Source organism: Blautia sp. DFI.9.10 (assembly GCF_024461705.1).
In the GTDB taxonomy this organism is placed as follows: Bacteria; Bacillota; Clostridia; order Lachnospirales; family Lachnospiraceae; genus Blautia_A; species Blautia_A fusiformis.
The window spans coordinates 51,496-70,561 of sequence record NZ_JANGAA010000003.1 but is presented as its reverse complement, the minus strand read 5'-3'; the positions used below and the strand labels follow the sequence as shown (position 1 = coordinate 70,561).

The window sequence follows — 19,066 nt, the reverse complement described above, 5'->3', positions numbered from 1 at the left end:
GATGGAAATTATTTTTCCGAGAGGAGACGCACCGGAAAAGGTAGCGAAAAACAGTGTAGCTGTAGGAACCATCAAAAGAGAGCAGGAGGTAAAGAAAGATGGAAGAAAAGAAAAAACCAAACAGACCGATTAGTGTTATTTATGCTGATGCGAAGCAGGCAATCACAAGGCAGGTTGGAAACACGATGGCAGCTTACGGGCTGCCTATTTTCATGGCAGAGGGGATTCTGAGCGGAGTGCTTGCAGAAATCAGAGCAAATGCCGCAAACGAGCTGGCGGACGATACGGCCAGATACGAAGAGGAACTGAAAGAATATTATGAAACCGAGGCGAAAGAGAAACAGGAGACTTTCGAGAAAGAGAAAGAAGAGCTGATTACGCTTTTTGAAAATCCGGAAGAAGTCCCGGGCGCATCGGAAGAAAATGTTGCCGGAGAGGAGCCTGTTATCGAGGAGGTGGAGTAAATGGCAGATATTTCCCAGGAAATAGATCAGCTTAGAAATGCGGTCTATGGAGAAGAGGTGCGAGGAGCTTTTATCTCCTGTATGCAGAAGATTCACGAGGAAAATGAAAGCTACAACAGCATCAAAGAGTCAGTAAAACAGTCGGCGGCTACCATGCAAGAGCAGGTAGAATCTATCAACACGAAGTCTGAGGAAGTCAAAGCTGCATTGCAGAACCTGACTATAGCAATCGCCAATGGTAAAGCTCAGCAGGATGCAAATGAAAAAGCTACCGCAGCCGGAAAGACACAGCAGACTGCAACCGAGAAAGCTACCGCAGCCGGAAAGACACAGCAGACTGCAACCGAGAAAGCTACAGAGGCCAGCAAAACACAGCAGACAGCTTTACAGAAAGTCGTTGATTCTGCAAAACAGATTGACTCAGCAATCCAGCAGTCTGTAACGACAGCGAACCAGGCGACGCAGGATGCAAAGCAGGCGGCTGGTCTGGCATCTACAGCAGCCGGGAATGCGGATGGTGCGACTTCTGTGGCAATCCAGGCGGCTAAGAACGCCAACCTGGCTACTGATAATGCGAATAAAGCAGAACAGTCCAGGTCACAGGCTGAAACTGCCAGAGTCCAGGCTGAGCAGGCGAGATCCCAGGCTGAATCAGACAGAACATCTGCGGAGCAGACAAGAACCGCCAGTGAAAATGTCCGGATTCAGAACGAGAAGGACAGGCAGGCGAATACTGCGGATGCCATTGCTAAGGCGAAAGAGGCTACAGAGATACTTATTAACCAGGTCAACACGATTGCGTTCCAGATTAACCCGGATGACAAGGGACTTGACGCAATCATTTTAAGTGCATAGGAGGCAGAAAATGAGTGAGACAATCAATATCCCCAGAGACACGACCATGCAGTTACTGGTCAAAGTTCACAGAGATCAGATTGCTGGAGAAATGGATCTGAAATATAAAGAGAAAGTTGCGGCAGCTACTTCCAAAGCGGAGGTAGATGCCCTTTTTACTGAATGGTGGAAGATTCAATATAATCCGGAGCTTTTCACGAAAGCAGAGATGCTGGAGAGATGGTTCGGAAATGTTCTGGTTGATTCCAGAGTTCACGGCGTAACGACACCAAGATATGATAAGAGTACGTCCATGATCGGAACCTTAACGGATGATTCCACAGGACTGACATGTACACCGTCCACAGAATCTACAGCTGGTAATGATCCGTTTGCACACCTTCCGCAGTTTTGGTGTCTGGAGGTTGCGGCAGAGAAAAAAGCGGATGGTTCCCATGAGATTTTCTATGTAGAACACATTGACGATACAGCAAAGGTCAGAGGTGGAGAACATCTGTGTTGGATGATCCAGAAGAACACCTACAAGCGTGAATGGCAGGACAAGGATTACAAATATCTGAAAACCAGATGTACACCGGCTCCAGGCTACAAACGTTGGAAAGAAGGTACAGACCGAACCGGAAAAGTGCATGAGTACATGGCACATCCGAAATATTACGCCGGTCTGGACGCAGACGGAGCAATCACTTGCGGAACTGGACTGGCACCGGTCAACCGTACCTCACATTCAACCGGAGTAACCAGATGGAGAGCCAGAGGAACACAGTATTCCGGAGCATCTGGATCACTTCTGAAGTTCCTGGATGCTATGATGCGTCTGAAATATGGACGTAAAGGAAATTCCGGAAAGATTGAAGGATGCTCAAGCTACAGTTTCCAGTACACGGTAGCCGTGGCTGAGACCGGAGTGGAGCGAGTAATTCTGACCACAGCACAGGCGGCAAACCTGTTTGTTGGATCTGCGGTCATGCTCGGAACAAATGCATCGACCGACAGAAACGCTGCCAGTGCATATTCCATTTTCGACGCGAAGGTAATCACAGCGATTGAGACTGTGAACATTGACGGCACAGACTATTCCGCAGTGTACGTGGACAATGGAGGAAAGACTTTTGACACAGTAGCCGGAACCACGATGTTATCTACCGCTCCGTACTATTCCGGATGGAATGACAATGTACTGGGTAGAGATGGTAGCCGATACAGTCCGACTTCCGGAAAAGAACCAGGAATGATCCAGGGTGTTGAGTTTATGAACGGATCCTATCTGATTGTCTCCGATGAATTATGGCAGTGGAGCCAGGATGCGAATGAGAATTATTGCTTTGATTGCTACAAATGTTACGATCAGTCAAAAGTAGGCTTTGCAATCAATGAGAACTACGAAAAAGTAAATGTTCCAACATTGGTATTTCCGAAAGATACGGCTGCCTGGACATGGAAGTATATTACTGATAATGCAATCAATGATGATGTTCTATGGCCGGAGGCAACCAACGCAAGCGGAAGCGGCGTTGGAGTGGGAGCTGGCTTCGGTTGCGTCCCTGCGGCGTCTGGTGTTCGTGCGGCTTGGTGCTGTGGTAACTTGAGCGGCGGTGGTGATGCTGGCGTTCCTTGCCGTACCTCGAGCGTTGGGGTGTCTAACGCTGGCTGGGGCGGCTCTCTCGGAGCACCTGGTCTTGAGGGTTAAAAACGGGGTGAATGCGAAGCAGAGGGGCAGTAAGCCCCTTTATTGTCTTATTTGCAAATAAAATAATTTTAGGGTTATACGGTGTCTGGGAGCTGGCTTCAATTGCGAACCTGCGGCGTCTGGTGTTCGTGCGGCTTGGTGCTTTGGTAACTTGAACAACGGTGGTAATGCTGGCGTTCCTTGCCGTAACTCGAACAATGGGGTGTCTAACGCTAACTGGAACGGCTCTCTCGGAGCAACTGGTACAATTTTGAAAAGAGTATTTAAAAATCATTGCATCGTATAATCCTCGCTTATGTGCGAAAATAACTTGAAACCAACGAGGCTAGTACCGAAAGGGAAAGCCACGGAAGTAACCAGATGAATATTAAGGAGGTTGATGTGTGAAAACATATTGCAAACCAGCAACGGTCAATATTGAGGACTGGAAATTTAATGAACTTGCCGTTGTGGAATGCTTCCGGAATAAGCGGAGCAGAAAAGATTTCCAACGTCTGCTATGCAAGACCGGGAAAATAACAAAGCGTGAGATCGTAGAGGATCAGTTAAATAAGGATTTTACACGAACCCTGGAAGCTGAATCAGAAGTAGCAAAGATGCTGACGCAACGTATAATCAACCGAGATTTACAATTAAAACCGATTCGCCAATTTCAAAGAATTGACGGACTGACGCAGAAGCTCCGTGATATCTGCCAGGAATCTCCAGAACAGCAGGTGTTTGAATATATCGGAGTATATGCGTTGAAACCTCTTTTCAGAGCAAAGATTTTACCGATCCAGTACGGGAGCATCCCGAATAAGGGAGGCGTAGCCGGAAAGCGAAAGATCGAAAGACTGCTCCGGAAGAAATTTCACGGCAAGGTAGTTGCCTTGAAAGGAGATGTAACAAAGGCTTATCCCTCAGTGACGGTTCCAATCGTCATGGAGATGCTGAGGAGAGACATAGGCAAGAATAAAGTGCTGCTATGGTTCCTGGGTGCTCTTATGAGCAATTATCCTGGGAACCATCTTTGCATAGGCGGATATCTTCCGGCATGGCTATTCAATTACGTGATGTCTTATGTATTGAGATATATCTATGAGCAAGCTCAGATACGCAGAGGAAAGCGGAATAGGCTTGTATATGCGATTGTATGCTATGCAGATGATTTCACGATCTATGGCGATGTTTCAAAGCTGAAAAAGGCAATGAAGAAAGCTACGATCTGGGCTCATGATAAGTTCGGATTGAAAATCAAGGATATCTGGCAATTCTACCAGGTAGCTTCGTTTGATGAAGAACGGGAGAACCTGGAAGAGCGAAGGAAAGGCAGTAAGAAAAGGACGCCCGGAGTTGATATGATGGGCTATGTAGTCCGGAGGAGATACACGATCATCCGTGGGAGAGTATTCCGGAGAATCCGGAGGCAAGTGCTCAGAGCCTGGGAAGATTTCAAGGAGAAAGGATTTATCCCATGGTGGAGAGCCTGCCGGATTGCAGCATACAAAGGCTGGATAAAGCATAGCAACAGTTTGAAATTCCGGATGGAGTATTGTTTTGATAAGCTATTCAAAATGTGTTCATACAGTGCAAGTAAGCACGGAAAGGAAGTAGAAAATGAGAAGAGAATCTTACTTATCACAGCCCTCAGCAGTTGAGGTCTATCTGGTATTTTCCGGAACAGATGTTATCATGCGTAAAAACATTGAGCTGGTGGATAAAGAGGACATCCAGGATGGGAAAAAGAATAAGTACAAGGTGTGGGAGTGCGAGGAGGTCCAGTTCCATTACCAGGGCAAAGTAACCCAGGAAGAGATCGAATCTGATTTTGATTACTGGTACGCAAAAGCGGAGGAGGTTCCAGATCCTTCCAGTGTGGAAGATCTGAGCCTGGAGGATGCCAGAAAAGCGAAATACCAGGAAATCGCATCAGCATGCGAGCAGACGATTTACTCCGGAGTAGATGTGAGCACATCTTCTGGTGTAGAACATTTCAGTCTGACCGAAAAGGACCAGATCAATCTCTTTGGAAAGAAAATGCAGTTGCTGGCCGGAGAGGAGAAACTGGAGTACCACGAGGACGGACAGCCATGCAAGTATTTCTCGGCGGCGGATATGCAGAATATTGTTGACCGGGCAATGTTTTTTGTATCGTACAATACAACGTATTGCAACGCTATGAATATGTGGATTAAGTCCATCACGAAGCCTGGAGACTTCGAGCAGATTCAGTGGGGTGTGAAAATTCCGGAGGAGTTCCAGAATGAAGTGCTGAAAGATTACATGAAGATTCTGGCATCCGGAGGTATTTCGTAATGAAAAGCATAATCAAATATCCAATGCTCTTTCTTTTCGGAGGGAGCATTTATTATTTGCTGGAAATTATCTTCCGTGGCTATTCATTCACGGCAATGATAATCTGCGGAGGCCTGTGCTTCACTATCTGCGGTGCAATCAATGAGAAGAACCGGTGCATGCCACTGGTTTTGCAACAGTTAGTTGCGGCGGCAGGGATCACGGCAATAGAATTTCTGTTCGGACTGGTTCTGAACGTATGGCTCGGTCTGCGTATGTGGGACTATAGCAATATGCCTGGAAATATCCTCGGTCAGATATGCCCTCAGTTCACGGCATTATGGTTCTTTTTGTCTGCACTGGGAATTATCTTGGACGATTATATTCGCTGGGTATTTTTCGGAGAAGAGAAGCCGCATTACCACCTATTCCGGAAGAAGGAAGAGAGAAGAGAAAGAGAATGACAAAGCTACAGATTATCTCAAAGCTCTGGTCGGCAATCTATGACCTGGTATTTCTGGTCAAGGGAACACCGACAAAGAGCCTGGAAGAAATAGAGGCAGATCTTGACATTGTTGAGTATGCGTGCCGGAAGTATGCAGACTGTGACGATGATGAGATAACATTTGAGAGCAGAGGACGGACAGCCTATGCGGATACGAGCAGAGCCACGGAAGTAGATTAGTTCTGAAAATCCGAAGTAAAATCAGAAAGGAGAAACCAATGCAGTTATTGATAGCTGCCGGTGTGCCATCTGCCATCGTAGCATTTTGTTTCTGGTTACTGGAAAGACGGATCCAGGAACGTGCAGAAGCGGAGAAAGACGAACGGGCACGCAGACAAAAAGAACAGGATGACAAAGAGAAGAACCGTGAGGAGTTACAGTACATGATGCTGAAAGCTCTTGACGGTTCTCTTTGTTTGTCGGAGGCAACAGCCAAAGCAGTACAGAGAATCCCGGATGCGAAGTGCAACGGGGACATGCACGCCGCATTAGACTATGAGCTGGAGCAGAAACATGATCTGGAGAACTTTCTGACAAGGCAGGGAGTAAACCATATCACAGGGGAATGAAATGGAAGGCTGTATTTGCCTCATATCCGCTCGTATAGCGGTTAGGCAATAATTTCCCCATTCAAACAATTAAAAACGATACAGGGAACTATCAAGAGATTACAAAGCATATTAGGAGGATTGATTCTATGGAATTATTGAATTTTTTAAACCAGGTGCCGATTCCGGTTCTGATCCTGGTGATCGCAGTGCTGGTCGTTATAACAGCAGTGGTCGTATATCAGTATGCGAAAGCGAAAGGACTGGAGGGCATCCGTAAAGAGGTGTACGAGCTGTTCCTGCACGCTGAACATATCTACAAAGAGTCCGGCCAGGGAGAACAGAAACTGAAATGGGTAGTACAGCAGGCAAGAGGATTGCTGCCTAAGTGGTTGCAGGTAATCATGTCCGAAGAGGTGCTGCTGAAAATTATTGACTGGTGGTTCAAGGAAGTTAAGGACCTTTTGGACGATGGAAAGGTAAATGGCTCTCAGAACTGATCGGAGAAGGGAGAGAGGAGCTATGGGCTTAAAAATCCTATTGGTGTACCTTTTGGGGATTTTGCTGTGTCAGCCGGTCTATATCTGGGGTATCCGGACACTGTGCCGGATGGAAGATGAAGACGAAGAACTATACTGCCAGGACAATGGCATGTATTATGAGCCAAACAAGCCGAATTATCCGCTTGTGATAGTGTTGCTGCTGATAGCAGGAATCTTCTGGCCGTTGGTAATTTTGTTTGCGGTGTTCGTTCCGTTGACATTTTTGCTGATGGACAAGATGGGACAGTTGCATCCGAAAGATGATGATGAGATGGACCCAGAAGAGGACACATACTTATGACCGGGTGGGGAGAAATCCCTGCCCCTTTTTTATGAATGAAGGAGAATTTACAAATGGCAATAGAACGGAATACATACACAGATATTTTGTTTGACGCTTTGATGGCTGCTGGTTGCACGATATATGGTGCATGTGCGGCTATGGGGAATATTTACGCAGAATCCGGAGCGAATCCCCGGAATCTGGAAAATCTCTGCGAGAAGAAATTGAACTATAAATACACGGACGATACCTACACGGAAGCAGTAGACTCCGGAAAGATAACGAGAGCGTTGTTCCTGCATCCGTTGGGAGATTCCAGGCAGTACGGTTACGGATTCTGCCAGTGGACATCTGCCGGAAGAAAGGCCGGCCTTTACGATCTGGTCAAGTCCAGAGGAGTGTCCATCGGAGATGCGAAGGCGCAGACGGAGTATATGCTGAGCGAATTGCAGAAGAGCTATAAGAGCGTCTGGAAGGTATTACAGACAGCGACATCAGTACAGGAAGCGTCTGATATCTTTCTGGTTAAGTTCGAGGCTCCGACGAATACCGGTTCGGCAGTGAAGAAAACAAGGGCTTCTTACGGGGAGCAGTATTTAAAGATTTACCAGAATCAGAAGAAGGAGGAAAACAAAGTGAGCAAAATTGAAAATGCAGTAGCAAGAGCAGAGGCAATCGCCCTGGACGATTCACACGGTTACGACCAGGTAGACCGTTGGGGCAAACCGAATTACGATTGTTCCGGGCTGGTAATCAGATGTTTGGAAGAGGCCGGAATCCCGGCAAAGTCAAGCGGAGCAACCTATACAGGCAACATGCCGGAGGTTCTGCCAAAAATCGGATTCAAGGATGTTGTAAAATCCGTGGATCTGGCAACCGGTAGCGGAATGATCCGTGGAGATGTCCTGCTCGGAAATGGACACACAGCATTCTACTGCGGAAATGGTAAACTGGTGCACGCAAGTATCAACGAGAAAGGAACGGTCACAGGAGGAAAGTCTGGAGATCAGACCGGTAGAGAAATCTGCATCCGCAGCTATTACAATAAGCCGTGGATTCATGTGTACCGTTACACCGGAGTGACAGCATCTGCATCCGGAACGGTTAATGTGAGAAATTATCTCCAGAAAGGCGATTCCGGGGACGCAGTAAAAGAAATGCAGAAAATGCTGATCGGTTGCGGATTCTCCTGCGGAAGTTCCGGAGTAGACGGTTCTTTTGGCGGAGACACAGAGAAAGCTCTGCTTGCGTTCCAGGCATTTTACGGTTTGGAGCAGGACGGCAAGTACGGACCGGCATCTAAGAGCAAGCTGGTTTCTGCTTACAACGGAAAGACAGCAGCCAGTGTTCCGGAAAAGAAGAACACTCCGTCTTACACTGCTGGACATGAGTACACTTTGCAGGTAGAACTGAAAGTTCGTACAGGTCCAGGAACAAACTACAGCGCAAAGAAACATTCGCAGTTGACGGCTGACGGCCAGAAACACGATAAGGACAATGATGGCTGCCTGGATGCAGGAACGGTCGTAACGTGCCAGGAAGTTCGGAATGTCGGAAACGATATCTGGATGAAAGCACCGAGCGGTTGGATGGCTGCTTATTACGATGGCAAGGTATACATCAAATAATGCCTTTAAGGCAAGGAACTAAGAAAATTAAGCACACCTCTTATGGTCAAAAAAGGAAAATATGTCACATTGCCCCGGTATCACGCCGGGGCTTCTTTTTTATTTCGGAGCAAGTCCGCAGAATAAATCAATATACAAAATTCACAAAAAATCCCCTTCAAATTTGACGAAATGTGCCTGAGCAACGATAGACGTTTTTAGATACTAACTTATGCTTAAGAGCTAAAAGCCGGTATAGAAGCGTGTACGATGTTAAAGCCATATATGCTGAAAATGCGGTTCTGCAAAGTTCAATCTGAGTTCCGAAGTTATCCACAGGAAGAATGTTGATAATGTGAATAAGTCGAAAAATCGAAGTAAAAAACATTTCCTATATAAAACCTTGTAAGGTTTCTTACATGATTTCTACACCATAATTAGAGATAGAGTAAGAGATAGAGATAAAGATAGATAAAGAGATAAAAAAGAATAGCACTTTGCGTTGCAAAGATGCTACACGCACTAATTCGACAGCTCGAAAAATAATTGCAAAATAGAAGTAAAACACTTGACACGTTCGAGCTATCGAAGTATAATAAAGTTACAAAAAAACAAAGCAAATACACGATACGAAGTAATGCAGGCGGCAAGGTTGATGGAATAGTACATATGCTTGTCAGACGGTTCCAACCCCGTAGGAATGCAGAGGACAGAACAAATGAGAAAGGAGGAATTGCCCGTTGGGAAAAAGAAAACACAGGATTGAAGAAAAAGAAGAAGAGCTGCTTTCAGAGCAGTTGAAGAAGACCAAAATTGAAATTTATGAATGCTGGACACATATCGTAATTTCCATAGTAACAATGCTGATAGCAGTTGTTACGGCAGTTTTGACCTGGTTCAAGTAATGTTCTGAAAAACAGCTCGGTAGCCGGGGAGACAAGTTCTCCTCGTGCTACCAAGTTTATCACAGAGGAGGCAGAAAGTAAATGAAGAAAAGCAGAAGAATGTTTTCACTGGCTATGCTGGTGTGTTTGATTGTCGGAGTTTCAACCGGAATCAGAGAATGTATCGGAGCCGCATGTGCGCTGGCATTCGTAAATGCAACACTCGGACTGGAAGATTTAGAGAAGAAAATGGAGGATAAGAAATAATGGATGCAAAGAATCAGCAGGACAGAGCAAAAATGGTAGAAGAAGCGGTTGGTCGTATGTGCCGCCTGGGAATGATGCCGCAGGCAATCACAAAATTCAGAAAGCAGGGAACGGTCCTTAAATCTGAGACGGCAGGTATTCTGTACGATTTGAACGATGAGGAGAAGAAAGCTGTTACCGACTGGGAAGAAGAAAGTGGCGGTATTGTATACGCTGCAATATTGAGCAATATGGTGTTTGGAAGATGCCTGGCGTTGCTGTATGTTAGTGCAGAGGATGAGGAGTGGGAACTGGATAGAGAAGACCTGGAAGGAAGAGTTCCACTTGCGTATGTGGCAAATTTGGACGCTCCGGATTGTTCCGAACTTGGAAGCATTGGAATTGCATCTGCAAATGGCGGCTTAGTAAGAACAGAGTAGGAGGTGGCGTGATGCTGGAATATAACGAGCAGACGGAAAATCTGATGGAGATTGCTATGATGCTGGAACAGCTCAAAGGCGAGAGTGAGTATCTGTTTGAGGTACTGACAGACATTGATAGCATAACTTGGAAACAGAAATTTGTTGACTGGGCGAATGAGTTCACAGAAACCTATGAGCCGAACAAGGATGTGTGGCCGGGAAACTACTTGGAAGTAATCGAAGGATTTGCCAGAGAGAAAATCCTGGAGTTCGCCGGAGTGGAGGAAAAGGAGTAATGAGACTGAGAAGAGCAGCGAAAGGCATTGTCAGAAAAGGCAAGAAGTCGAGCGTATACAGAATCGGATTCAACGATGGAGATGAAACAGAGCTGACCGCAAATGGTATAAACGAACTGGAGAAACTGTGGTTCTCTTTATGTCCGGAATTTGAATGCGAGCCGGACGGCGTAAACTATGTAGAGAGAGTAGGATATGAGGAGGAAGACTGATGGGAAAAGAGTATGAGGAAATCAAGGCTGAGATAAGCGTGCGAATCAGCACAGAGGACATTGACGATATTGTTACAACGGCACTGGAGGGCGGTATTTGCTACTGGTGCAGGCGAGCAGAAGTCAAAGGAAAGTATCTCGGAGAATTTGCATCGGAGCAGATCAGCAGAGGAGGAGTCCTGGTATTGCATGATTCGGTGGATGGCAAGAAGAGAGAACTGAACAAGGAAAAGTTGCTCAGCGGAGTAAAACAGTATCTGGAGGATGAAGACAAGCCGTACAATATCCTGGTGGATGCGGAAGACTCTGTAGGATGCAGCAAAGGAGTCTATGAATTGGATTGTTGCATGGTAGATGCGACAGTGGCAGACATGATTATCCAGTATGCGATATTCGATGATGTTATTTACGGATAGGAGGACACCGGAATGGAGGAAAAGAAAATTGTAGTGTATGTCCTGCATGGGTTCTGGGAGAACGAATTTACAAATGGGTGTACAGTGGTGGATGTGTCGATTGACCTGGAGGCGGTCATGAAGAAACTGGATGAAATCGTTGAGAGCAAGGCACGAGAGTATGTGAAGGTGCAGGAGGATAAAGCCGAGGAAGAAAGGGGATTCCGGTATTTTGAAATATGGGATGAGAACGGGCAGAGTGCTAAATTCTATATCGTAGAGCAGTATCTGGAATTATCGCAGAGTATGATGGAGGCGATTGCTGAATCATTAGCGAAAGGAGCAGAAAAATGAGAAAAGTATATCAGTGTGAGCATACAGTACCGCCGGTTTGGTGGTTTACCTTCGCAGACAGAAATGCGTTGGGAGAGGAAATTGTAGTAGAGTTCCGAAAGAACGAAAACACGCATGGAAAGCATTCGCTTCCGGCAATGTGGAAGAGAAAGGGATTCATAGATAAAGAACCGGAAACGTGGTGGGGCGTTCAGACCTATGTAACGGACCGGCAGGGCAGATGTTCCGGAAAGTACAATCCGACAACCAAGGATGGAAAACTGAATTTTGAGTGGCTGTTGGAGGCAACCGAGGAAAATCGCCAGAAGATAATTGATGAGATTTACCGCAGGGCAAACGCTATCTGGTACAGGGAAGATTGGTATCTGGAAGACCTGGAAGAAGCAATCCGGAGTACAGGCCTGGAAGTAACCCAGGAAAGAGTAGACAAGCTGTTGAAGGAGTGCCACCGGATATTTGATGATAAATCCGGAAGAAATGAGATGCTGGCCCAGAAAGCAAGCAAGCTGTTTGAGGAGGAGTAGGAAATGTTTGGAAGACTGATTCTTGAAACCTATGTACAGGACAGATGCCGGGACGTCAGATTTAAGGATGAACACTTGACCTGGTTCGAGATTAAAAAGAACGATGCGAAGCGGATTGTGAAGAGAATGGGGTGGGAGAGCCTGGCAGATTTTCTGAACAATTACACCTGGGATGATACGGAGATTCTGTATCAGATAGCTGATAACTGCGGAATGATAGTTGCTGATTGGATTGAAAGAGAGGTAGAGGATGGAAGAAATTAGAGGAACTGACTGCAACGAGCTGATAAAAAAGGTTCTGGAAGTTGAGGAGTTGCGACCAGTGGACCTGGCAAAGAAAATCGGGGTGAGCAGACAGTATGCGAACCAGATTATTTCCAGAAGCAAATACGGTATTCGCTGTGACACGTTGGAGAAAATCGTAAGTGCGTTGGGATATGAAATCGCCCTGGTAAAAATAATTGAAAAATAGAAGTAAAACACTTGACACGTTCGAGTTATCGAAGTATAATAAAGTTACAAAATAACAAAACAAATACACGATACAAACGGAGGTAGTCAAGATGAACGCATTAGTAATATACAGAAGCCTGTTAAGTGAAAGAGATAAAAATGAATTTGGTTATCCGGAATGGGATGCAGCACAGAAGATGCTGTGGGTGTTCATTGAAAAAGCCCTGGAAGCTGGAGAAGAAAGCATTGCTGATGAAATCGTAGATGAGCTGTATTCTTTGAGTGATTGTGGATGCACGCTGGAAGATGAAGCAGTGAAAGCAGATTTGGAGATGCTTGAAAAGTATGGATTTGGTAGCCGAGCAGACAAAGTAAGAGAGCTTTGTTGGAAGTAGGCTTATTTTTTTACCTGCAAGGTTCGCAAAATCGAAGTAATAATTCAAAGGAGCGAAACATATGGCAAAGAGATCAAGAGCAAACAGAACTGAAAAGGCTACATACCAGAACATCCGGAATGAGCACAAATACATAGACGTTGTTCATCATGGAGATGGTCATTATTACATAATCCAGTACATAAAGCATGAGTTTCCAGAAAGAACGGTTGTCAATTATATGGGGACCAGATGCGGACACAAGCAGAAGTTCAGAATTGGAAAAGGGACGCTGTTGAGCATCCTGGAAGATTACAGGAAGGTGGAGGCATAGAGGTATGACAAAGCAGGAATTTGAAAAGAGAATTGGGGCTGAAATAAGCCAGAAAGATTATTCCATCGTGGAGCATGTGTATACATGGCATCCGTCCATCAGCGAGGTAGAGGGTAAGGAACAGATAGCAGAGTTGTATAAGTCCTTTGGAATGCCAATCATCAAGAATATGATGGAGGCTGCGAACTATGCAGAGACGCTTGACCGGGCAATGGCACAGGCACAGAGACAGGTGGAGGAGCTGAGAAAGCGAATCATCAGAGTTGCGAAAGGAGACCTGGTAGTGGAACAGTGCATTACAGAGGCTAAGAAATTATTTGAGACGGTCAACGATCCGCATGAGTGGGATGTGGCAGTTTCTTATCTGAAAAAAAGATACGGAGCAGATGCAGTAGACGAAGCCATTAAAATTGAGCATCTGGAAATGTAGGAGAGGAGTGAGAGTATGGCAGACAGAAGCAATGCCCGGCTGAATGAAGAGATTGAAAGCAAAATCAGACAGTGGGATGGCACAATATTTGGAGCATCATTGAAAAATATGTATGAGAACGGCACGAGCTATGAAGGTATCTGTGAGTATGCAGATATTGATTACAAAGATTACGAGGAAGAATAGAGATGGCGGACATGACGCTGAGAGAGTTTTGTGAGAGATACCGCAAGGGAGATTTCCTTGCAAAAGACAGAAATACCCAGATTGAGGCCGGTTGGTATGACTGGTTTTGCAGTGACAAAGCACTGGCAGGCCGGTTGGCGAAAATCTGGAGCATCTTGAAAGGGGTTACGAGCAATTACATCTTGGATAACTACAGAGTATGGTTCAAGAATAACTGCCCGATGGTCGGTCCGCTCTATGATGATGTAAGATTCGAGCCGCTTGACGAAGAGAAGAGGGATGAGTTGTATTTTGGAGTTGCTATCGATGATGAACGCAGAGACAACAAGTACATTATCTTCACTGCCAGAAATGATTACGAGGATGAGTGCGGATTTAATAATGTCCGAGAAGTACGGCAGTTCATCAATGGGTGGGAAGAAGAGCTGAAAAATGAGGAGTTTTACAAAGAAAGGGAGCGGAAGAAAGAAGAGCTTAAAAAGGAGAATGATAGATGTCTTGCACTGTTAAGAAAAGCAGATGAGGTTCTGGGAAAGCATGAGGAATAATGCATGCAGGATATGAAAGTGGCACTGTTCACGATTGAGGATTTGAAAAATAATCATCCGGATTATTACAGACGGTTAAACCCGAAATGCCAGGTTTGCCAGAATATTTTAAGCAGCAGTGAATGCGATATGTGCGAGGATTTTGATATGTTCGCCAGAGCAAAGGAGGAAATGAAGTGAAACAGGCAGAGTTTGCGGAACTGAGCAGGGAAGTAATGCCGGTACTGGATAAGCTGACGGAGATTGCAGGCCAGCATGGAACGGCAGAAAAGCTGGTAAGCATTACATTGAGTGCAGAAGGTTATATTCATTTTACGGTACATGACAGTGGAATGTGTCTGAGCAGATTAAAAAGAGAAGATGCACCGGAGTTGGAAATCAGAAAACAGTTATCCCAGGAAATGGGAAGAGAGGAGAACTGATATGGCAAGTTTGAATGTTAAGACAGAGTATTCAGAGTATAAGGACTGTAAGTTAAGAGTCGGTAAGTATGTGGAAGACAATAGCGTTGCTGTTGAAATTTATAACAGATGGGATGGACCTATTGCGAGAGTAACCACCTGCCTGTGCGATCATTCGTTGTCAGAAGATGAGGCGTATGTTGACACCAATAATTGCCCTTGGGCGGTGGCTCTTCTGGAAGAAAACGGATTTGCGGAGAGAACCGGGCGTACTCGGAGAAGCGGTTACTGCGAATATCCGGCAATGAAATTTGACAGAAGCAAGATGGCAGAGTTTGAGGAGGAAAGTTAAGATGGAGAGCTATAGAGAGTTAAGAGACAGACAGCAGAAAGAGTTCAATGAGCTGCCGTTGGGGTTTGCGTTCTCAGATAAGCAGTTTGATGAAATGATGGGAAAATGGGGACTTGACCCGGAGAAAGACCTGGATAAGATTTATCGGATTCCGGGCGGTGGATTCATCCAGAAGAAAGATCACAAGCGTTTCCATGAGGTACTGGACCGGCACAACGCTGAGATGGAGGCGGCAAAGGTGGCCGATGAAGATGGAACAGGATTTCTTTACCAGATGTTCAAGTACGAACTGGATAATCACGAGTACGGATATACTGGAGATTTTGAAGATACTTTGGATAGCTTGGGGCTGACCTGGGAAGAGGTTGCAGCATCTCCAAGATTGTTAAAGGCACTGGATAAAGCGTCTGCGGAGATTAGAAAGAGAGAGGGGTGCTAAAGATGGAACTGAAAACGATTGATGGTTGGCATAAGAGCGGTTGCGGTGACTGGGACACATACTGCAAGCCGGGAGAGTTGGTAGATGAAGGTGTGGCGGACTACTTTCTGGATATTCTGCCACCTCGGACGATGAAGAAAGGGTATTTCCAGGTAGGAGAGCCGCATAGTCATGCAGTTAATCCGGAAACGATGCAGATCTGCGGAACATATGCTACGTTCGTAAGAGCCGGAGGAGGCATGTGGGAGTACAAGGGACATTGTTTTCCGAATGGATTGACGGATGCAGAACGCTACGTTAAATATGACGGATTGAAAGATTTCTTCCAGAAGACATATAAGCTGATGGCAGGTATAGTACAGATTCCGAGACCTCACATCTTTTGCAAGGATGGATTCAAGATGAGTGTGCAGGCTGGAGATTCACTGTATTGTACGCCGAGAACGAATCTGGAGAGCGGAGAGTATGAAACGTGTGAGGTTGGATTTCCGAATCAGAGAGAAGAATTACTGATGCCGTATGCAGAAGACCTGGAAACCCCGACAGAAACAGTATATGGATATGTTCCGGTAACATTGGTGGAGCAGATTATTGAGAAACATGGCGGCTGGTTCGAGAGCAAAATCCCGTTCGCTTAAGGAGGTGTGGAGCATGAAAAAGTTTATGAAGAGCATGAAGAAATTTTTTAAGGCAATGAAGAAGCTGGCGAAGTAGGGAGGCAGAGATCATGAATAAGTCAAGAAATATGAAATCCGGAGCAGGCTATATGCTCCGGAGAGAAGATTATAAAAGAGTGAAGAAGATGGACCGGCAGCAGTTTGAGAACTTCTGCAAGAATCTGTACCAGACAGCGTATGAGGAGGGCAGACGGTCGGTTCCTGGGATTGACATTACGGAAGTGCAGAAAGCAATCAGCGAGACACCGGGAATCGGAGCGAAGAGACTGGAGGCAATCATGGAAAGCCTCAACAGCAGATTTGCAAAGGAGAGAGATGTGTGATGAAAAGAACGGAGCGGACAGTAAATGTCAAAGCCTGGGGCCGTCTGGGAGCAAAGAGAGTTGTTTTATACGAAGACAGAGATGAACTTAGATTTACGGATGGGTTCCACGATATGAGAATGACCCAGGCCAGAATGGAAGCCTTTGTTCCTGGTGGCGATGCAGTTTTGGCAGATGTGTACCGGAGAGTGAGAGGAACCAGAAGCTGGCATCCGGTTGTAAAAGAGTTGAAAAAATTATTGGATGAGAGAGGCGGAGAAGCGTATGAAGATTGAACCGAGAAAAGAATCGGACAGAGGCGGTTGGCTGTGTATGCCGTTGGTGGCCAATGTGCCAGTAGGAAAAGAAGGATGGAAAAAAGTGCGTTGCCCGGTATGCGGAGCGTTTTGCTGGAAAAGACCGGAGGATGCAGGAGCGATTTATCACAGCAAACTTGACGGAGCGTGCTGTACGTTATGTGCTTTGAAGAAAGGAGCTGGCAGATTATGAAGAGAAGCGAACAGATTGTAGAATTGATGGATGATGTAAAGAAGATCATCTCACAGATGGCAGTGGTGGATGTATGTGAGGAAGAGAAGAAACCAGTGGAGGTTGGAAAAACCATCATGACAAGCCGGGAGGTGGCAGACATGTTCCAGGAATACCATTCGGTTACATATCGCAGAATCGCACAGTTTATCGTGGAACTGGAACCGATGGAGCAGACAGAGTTCAAAATGGCACAGTTCAAGGCAAGACACCAGGAGTACCCGATGTGGGAACTGACCGAGAAAGCCTGCAAACTCTATCTGACGAGAATGAAAAGAGATAGATGCTACGGAAAAAAGAAGACCGGCATTGAGAAAATGGAAAAAGAGCTTCGCTGCCGGGTAAGCGGCCAGAAACTGGTGGAGGATGCAGAGAGTGGATATAAGGATGTCCGGGAGTTGTTCAATCAGTTTATTACCGGCCCGAAGGGAGAAAACCGGGAGATTCCAGAACTGACGCAGGCCTACGAACGGCTGAGAGCGGTTATGGAGGCACAGGTTCCTGGGGCGAAAGCTGATACGGCGATAACATCTGCGGTATACGATGTGGCGATAGAGTCAGAAATGCAGGGGTTCATTTACGGATTTCAGTTGTTCGGAGCGGTTCTGCAGGGATGTGGCAGTTCAAGAAGATGTGCCGGAGAAAATTAAGGGCAGATAGGAGGAATCATGGAGAATAAGTTAGTAAAGCTAAAACCATGCCCGTTCTGCGGCTGCGGAGATAGAAGAGTGGGAATCCGCAGGATGGGTAACAACGGATATAGAATTTGTTGCTCGAAGTGTGGAAGTCTCGGACCTCATGTATCAGTGAAGGACTGGAACGGACACAAGGAGCTTGCACAGAAAGAGGCAAGAGAAAAATGGAATGAAAGGGTGTGAGAAAATGGATAGAGAAGAGCTTATGAGAGAGTTGGAAGATATGTTCCGGGATGAGCCGGATAACAATAAACTGAATGCGGTTCTGGACCTTGCGGATGCGTATGCAGAACATGAATACGAGAAAAGAAAAAAGTCTGAAAAAGTACAGTGGGGAAAAGATGTGTGTGCTGCGGCAGGAGAGAGTGTAGACGAACTTCCGGAGCAGGTGTTCATTTCTATTTCTGAGAAGTTAGAAGATAGAATGTTGGAGAATAACGGCGATCTGGAATATGCGGTAGTCCAGGAAGTTGTAAATGAGTTCTGGGAGCAGGAGGCGGAAGATGAGACTGATTGATGCGGATTTGTTGACTGAAAAAGTGGCAAAATGGCTGAACCCTGACCCAAACGCAGATAGAATGGTGAATATTGACGATATAGCGGTCTCCGTTCTCATGGAGATTGAAGAGCAGCCGGCGGTTCCTTTGTGGATAGCTGTAGAAGATAGCCTGCCGGAAGATGGCGATAGCAGATTTTACATGTGCTTGGTAGAAAACCATCTGGAAGACCCGCCGATGTACTGCCAGTATGAAGAAGAATATGGATTCGGTTTTTGGAACGATATATACGACCCAGTGACACTTGGGTTTGTTGATTCTGAGTTCTCGACCATGGACGAGCTTGGGTACGAGAAGGTTCTTTACTGGATGCCGATGATTGAACCGCCGGAGGAGGAAGAGGAAGATGCTGATTGTAAGCCAGAATAAAGAGAAAGTGCTGTGGTTCGGAAGAGCCTTTAACGCCCTGGAGTATTCAGAACAGGTAGACCACAAGGGAAAGAAGGAAACTGTCAGACACACAATCTGCATATCTGACGGTTGTCTGGAAGAGATTGCAGAGTATCAGACAAAGGAACGGTGCTTGCAGGTGCTGAAAGATTTCTGCGGAGCATATGAAAATGAATGTTATACGGTTGAGTTCTTCGACACTGCGGCCCAGGCAACAAGACCGGCAATGTACAAGAAGAACATCGTGTATGAGTTCCCGGCGGAGTAATGTGAAG

Annotated in this window: 40 protein-coding genes; all 40 read left to right on the top strand. The window is 45.9% G+C overall.

The features are described from left to right. Position 1: 1 nt before the first annotated feature. The 40 genes from NE671_RS02665 (at position 2) to NE671_RS02470 (ending at position 19,059) form a co-directional block, all read left to right on the top strand. Positions 2–133: a hypothetical protein gene (locus NE671_RS02665; protein WP_256163631.1), complete on the top strand. Its 132-nt coding sequence runs from the start codon at positions 2–4 to the stop codon at positions 131–133. Continuing rightward, positions 99–464, top strand: a complete 366-nt coding sequence (locus tag NE671_RS02660) for a hypothetical protein (RefSeq protein ID WP_256163629.1) — start codon at positions 99–101, stop codon at positions 462–464. Before NE671_RS02665 ends, NE671_RS02660 begins: the two co-directional genes overlap by 35 nt. Beyond that, a complete protein-coding gene (locus tag NE671_RS02655; protein WP_256163628.1) occupies positions 465–1,319 on the top strand; it encodes a hypothetical protein in 855 nt (284 codons plus the stop codon). A 10-nt stretch (positions 1,320–1,329) separates the two neighbouring features. Further along, positions 1,330–3,009, top strand: a complete 1,680-nt coding sequence (locus tag NE671_RS02650; protein ID WP_256163627.1) for a hypothetical protein — start codon at positions 1,330–1,332, stop codon at positions 3,007–3,009. A 383-nt stretch (positions 3,010–3,392) separates the two neighbouring features. Then, positions 3,393–4,649: a Reverse transcriptase (RNA-dependent DNA polymerase) gene (locus NE671_RS02645; protein WP_256163626.1), complete on the top strand. Its 1,257-nt coding sequence runs from the start codon at positions 3,393–3,395 to the stop codon at positions 4,647–4,649. Continuing rightward, positions 4,609–5,307, top strand: a complete 699-nt coding sequence (locus NE671_RS02640; protein ID WP_256163625.1) for a DUF4376 domain-containing protein — start codon at positions 4,609–4,611, stop codon at positions 5,305–5,307. Before NE671_RS02645 ends, NE671_RS02640 begins: the two co-directional genes overlap by 41 nt. Then, positions 5,307–5,750, top strand: a complete 444-nt coding sequence (locus NE671_RS02635) for a putative ABC transporter permease (RefSeq protein ID WP_064786096.1) — start codon at positions 5,307–5,309, stop codon at positions 5,748–5,750. Before NE671_RS02640 ends, NE671_RS02635 begins: the two co-directional genes overlap by 1 nt. Further along, the gene (locus NE671_RS02630) at positions 5,747–5,971 is read left to right on the top strand and encodes a hypothetical protein (protein WP_256163624.1); all 225 of its coding nucleotides are present in this window, start codon (positions 5,747–5,749) and stop codon (positions 5,969–5,971) included. The genes NE671_RS02635 and NE671_RS02630 overlap by 4 nt, the downstream gene beginning before the upstream one ends. 38 nt (positions 5,972–6,009) lie before the next feature. Continuing rightward, positions 6,010–6,360: a hypothetical protein gene (locus NE671_RS02625; RefSeq protein WP_064786094.1), complete on the top strand. Its 351-nt coding sequence runs from the start codon at positions 6,010–6,012 to the stop codon at positions 6,358–6,360. A gap of 128 nt (positions 6,361–6,488) precedes the next feature. After that, complete coding sequence (locus NE671_RS02620; RefSeq protein ID WP_101872208.1) at positions 6,489–6,839, top strand: hypothetical protein; 351 nt, start codon at positions 6,489–6,491, stop codon at positions 6,837–6,839. A gap of 22 nt (positions 6,840–6,861) precedes the next feature. Beyond that, complete coding sequence (locus tag NE671_RS02615; RefSeq protein ID WP_101872209.1) at positions 6,862–7,182, top strand: hypothetical protein; 321 nt, start codon at positions 6,862–6,864, stop codon at positions 7,180–7,182. A gap of 53 nt (positions 7,183–7,235) precedes the next feature. After that, positions 7,236–8,792, top strand: coding sequence for a phage tail tip lysozyme (locus NE671_RS02610; protein WP_256163620.1), 1,557 nt, complete (start codon positions 7,236–7,238; stop codon positions 8,790–8,792). Between the two features lie 719 nt (positions 8,793–9,511). Beyond that, the gene (locus tag NE671_RS02605; RefSeq protein ID WP_227081148.1) at positions 9,512–9,676 is read left to right on the top strand and encodes a hypothetical protein; all 165 of its coding nucleotides are present in this window, start codon (positions 9,512–9,514) and stop codon (positions 9,674–9,676) included. A gap of 81 nt (positions 9,677–9,757) precedes the next feature. Further along, the gene (locus NE671_RS02600) at positions 9,758–9,922 is read left to right on the top strand and encodes a hypothetical protein (protein ID WP_158563048.1); all 165 of its coding nucleotides are present in this window, start codon (positions 9,758–9,760) and stop codon (positions 9,920–9,922) included. Continuing rightward, positions 9,922–10,341, top strand: coding sequence for a hypothetical protein (locus NE671_RS02595; RefSeq protein WP_227081147.1), 420 nt, complete (start codon positions 9,922–9,924; stop codon positions 10,339–10,341). Before NE671_RS02600 ends, NE671_RS02595 begins: the two co-directional genes overlap by 1 nt. An 11-nt stretch (positions 10,342–10,352) precedes the next feature. Then, entirely contained in the window at positions 10,353–10,619 is a 267-nt protein-coding gene (locus tag NE671_RS02590) for a hypothetical protein (protein ID WP_173878327.1), read from the top strand. Then, positions 10,619–10,831, top strand: coding sequence for a hypothetical protein (locus NE671_RS02585; protein WP_227081146.1), 213 nt, complete (start codon positions 10,619–10,621; stop codon positions 10,829–10,831). Before NE671_RS02590 ends, NE671_RS02585 begins: the two co-directional genes overlap by 1 nt. Then, positions 10,831–11,247, top strand: coding sequence for a hypothetical protein (locus tag NE671_RS02580; protein ID WP_227081145.1), 417 nt, complete (start codon positions 10,831–10,833; stop codon positions 11,245–11,247). Before NE671_RS02585 ends, NE671_RS02580 begins: the two co-directional genes overlap by 1 nt. A 12-nt stretch (positions 11,248–11,259) precedes the next feature. Beyond that, positions 11,260–11,580, top strand: coding sequence for a hypothetical protein (locus tag NE671_RS02575; protein ID WP_256163618.1), 321 nt, complete (start codon positions 11,260–11,262; stop codon positions 11,578–11,580). Continuing rightward, entirely contained in the window at positions 11,577–12,104 is a 528-nt protein-coding gene (locus NE671_RS02570) for a hypothetical protein (protein WP_227081143.1), read from the top strand. The genes NE671_RS02575 and NE671_RS02570 overlap by 4 nt, the downstream gene beginning before the upstream one ends. Positions 12,105–12,107: 3 nt before the next feature. Further along, positions 12,108–12,368, top strand: coding sequence for a hypothetical protein (locus tag NE671_RS02565; protein ID WP_117687957.1), 261 nt, complete (start codon positions 12,108–12,110; stop codon positions 12,366–12,368). Further along, positions 12,355–12,576, top strand: coding sequence for a helix-turn-helix domain-containing protein (locus tag NE671_RS02560; RefSeq protein WP_227081142.1), 222 nt, complete (start codon positions 12,355–12,357; stop codon positions 12,574–12,576). Before NE671_RS02565 ends, NE671_RS02560 begins: the two co-directional genes overlap by 14 nt. Positions 12,577–12,667: 91 nt before the next feature. Next, entirely contained in the window at positions 12,668–12,952 is a 285-nt protein-coding gene (locus NE671_RS02555; RefSeq protein ID WP_117687958.1) for a hypothetical protein, read from the top strand. 61 nt (positions 12,953–13,013) lie between these two features. After that, entirely contained in the window at positions 13,014–13,265 is a 252-nt protein-coding gene (locus tag NE671_RS02550) for a hypothetical protein (RefSeq protein ID WP_256163617.1), read from the top strand. Between the two features lie 4 nt (positions 13,266–13,269). After that, positions 13,270–13,695, top strand: a complete 426-nt coding sequence (locus NE671_RS02545; RefSeq protein WP_101872219.1) for a hypothetical protein — start codon at positions 13,270–13,272, stop codon at positions 13,693–13,695. Positions 13,696–13,710: 15 nt separating this feature from the next. Further along, a complete protein-coding gene (locus NE671_RS02540; protein WP_158563049.1) occupies positions 13,711–13,881 on the top strand; it encodes a hypothetical protein in 171 nt (56 codons plus the stop codon). A gap of 2 nt (positions 13,882–13,883) precedes the next feature. Beyond that, on the top strand, positions 13,884–14,429 hold the full coding sequence (locus NE671_RS02535; RefSeq protein WP_064786071.1) for a hypothetical protein: 546 nt from the start codon (positions 13,884–13,886) through the stop codon (positions 14,427–14,429). 3 nt (positions 14,430–14,432) lie between these two features. Then, positions 14,433–14,609 (top strand): hypothetical protein, encoded by a 177-nt coding sequence (locus NE671_RS02530; protein ID WP_158563050.1) that lies wholly within the window; start codon positions 14,433–14,435, stop codon positions 14,607–14,609. Beyond that, positions 14,606–14,851: a hypothetical protein gene (locus NE671_RS02525; protein ID WP_101872221.1), complete on the top strand. Its 246-nt coding sequence runs from the start codon at positions 14,606–14,608 to the stop codon at positions 14,849–14,851. The genes NE671_RS02530 and NE671_RS02525 overlap by 4 nt, the downstream gene beginning before the upstream one ends. A 1-nt stretch (position 14,852) precedes the next feature. Next, positions 14,853–15,182: a DUF4313 domain-containing protein gene (locus tag NE671_RS02520; protein WP_256163616.1), complete on the top strand. Its 330-nt coding sequence runs from the start codon at positions 14,853–14,855 to the stop codon at positions 15,180–15,182. A gap of 1 nt (position 15,183) precedes the next feature. Then, the gene (locus tag NE671_RS02515; protein WP_256163615.1) at positions 15,184–15,621 is read left to right on the top strand and encodes a DUF7659 family protein; all 438 of its coding nucleotides are present in this window, start codon (positions 15,184–15,186) and stop codon (positions 15,619–15,621) included. Positions 15,622–15,623: 2 nt separating this feature from the next. Continuing rightward, entirely contained in the window at positions 15,624–16,259 is a 636-nt protein-coding gene (locus NE671_RS02510; protein ID WP_256163614.1) for a hypothetical protein, read from the top strand. A gap of 89 nt (positions 16,260–16,348) precedes the next feature. After that, the gene (locus NE671_RS02505; protein WP_177290691.1) at positions 16,349–16,621 is read left to right on the top strand and encodes a glutathione peroxidase; all 273 of its coding nucleotides are present in this window, start codon (positions 16,349–16,351) and stop codon (positions 16,619–16,621) included. Then, positions 16,618–16,896 carry a hypothetical protein gene (locus NE671_RS02500; RefSeq protein ID WP_177290692.1) on the top strand — a complete coding sequence of 93 codons (279 nt, stop codon included), beginning with the start codon at positions 16,618–16,620 and terminating at the stop codon, positions 16,894–16,896. Before NE671_RS02505 ends, NE671_RS02500 begins: the two co-directional genes overlap by 4 nt. Beyond that, positions 16,886–17,110 (top strand): alanine racemase, encoded by a 225-nt coding sequence (locus NE671_RS02495; RefSeq protein ID WP_256163613.1) that lies wholly within the window; start codon positions 16,886–16,888, stop codon positions 17,108–17,110. Before NE671_RS02500 ends, NE671_RS02495 begins: the two co-directional genes overlap by 11 nt. Continuing rightward, positions 17,107–17,799 carry a hypothetical protein gene (locus tag NE671_RS02490; protein ID WP_256163612.1) on the top strand — a complete coding sequence of 231 codons (693 nt, stop codon included), beginning with the start codon at positions 17,107–17,109 and terminating at the stop codon, positions 17,797–17,799. Before NE671_RS02495 ends, NE671_RS02490 begins: the two co-directional genes overlap by 4 nt. An 18-nt stretch (positions 17,800–17,817) precedes the next feature. Continuing rightward, complete coding sequence (locus NE671_RS02485) at positions 17,818–18,027, top strand: Lar family restriction alleviation protein (protein ID WP_256163611.1); 210 nt, start codon at positions 17,818–17,820, stop codon at positions 18,025–18,027. Then, positions 18,014–18,361 carry a hypothetical protein gene (locus NE671_RS02480; RefSeq protein ID WP_256163610.1) on the top strand — a complete coding sequence of 116 codons (348 nt, stop codon included), beginning with the start codon at positions 18,014–18,016 and terminating at the stop codon, positions 18,359–18,361. The genes NE671_RS02485 and NE671_RS02480 overlap by 14 nt, the downstream gene beginning before the upstream one ends. After that, positions 18,348–18,770 carry a DUF551 domain-containing protein gene (locus NE671_RS02475; protein WP_256163609.1) on the top strand — a complete coding sequence of 141 codons (423 nt, stop codon included), beginning with the start codon at positions 18,348–18,350 and terminating at the stop codon, positions 18,768–18,770. The genes NE671_RS02480 and NE671_RS02475 overlap by 14 nt, the downstream gene beginning before the upstream one ends. After that, positions 18,748–19,059 (top strand): hypothetical protein, encoded by a 312-nt coding sequence (locus NE671_RS02470; RefSeq protein ID WP_117963901.1) that lies wholly within the window; start codon positions 18,748–18,750, stop codon positions 19,057–19,059. Before NE671_RS02475 ends, NE671_RS02470 begins: the two co-directional genes overlap by 23 nt. The last annotated feature ends 7 nt before the right edge of the window (positions 19,060–19,066 follow it).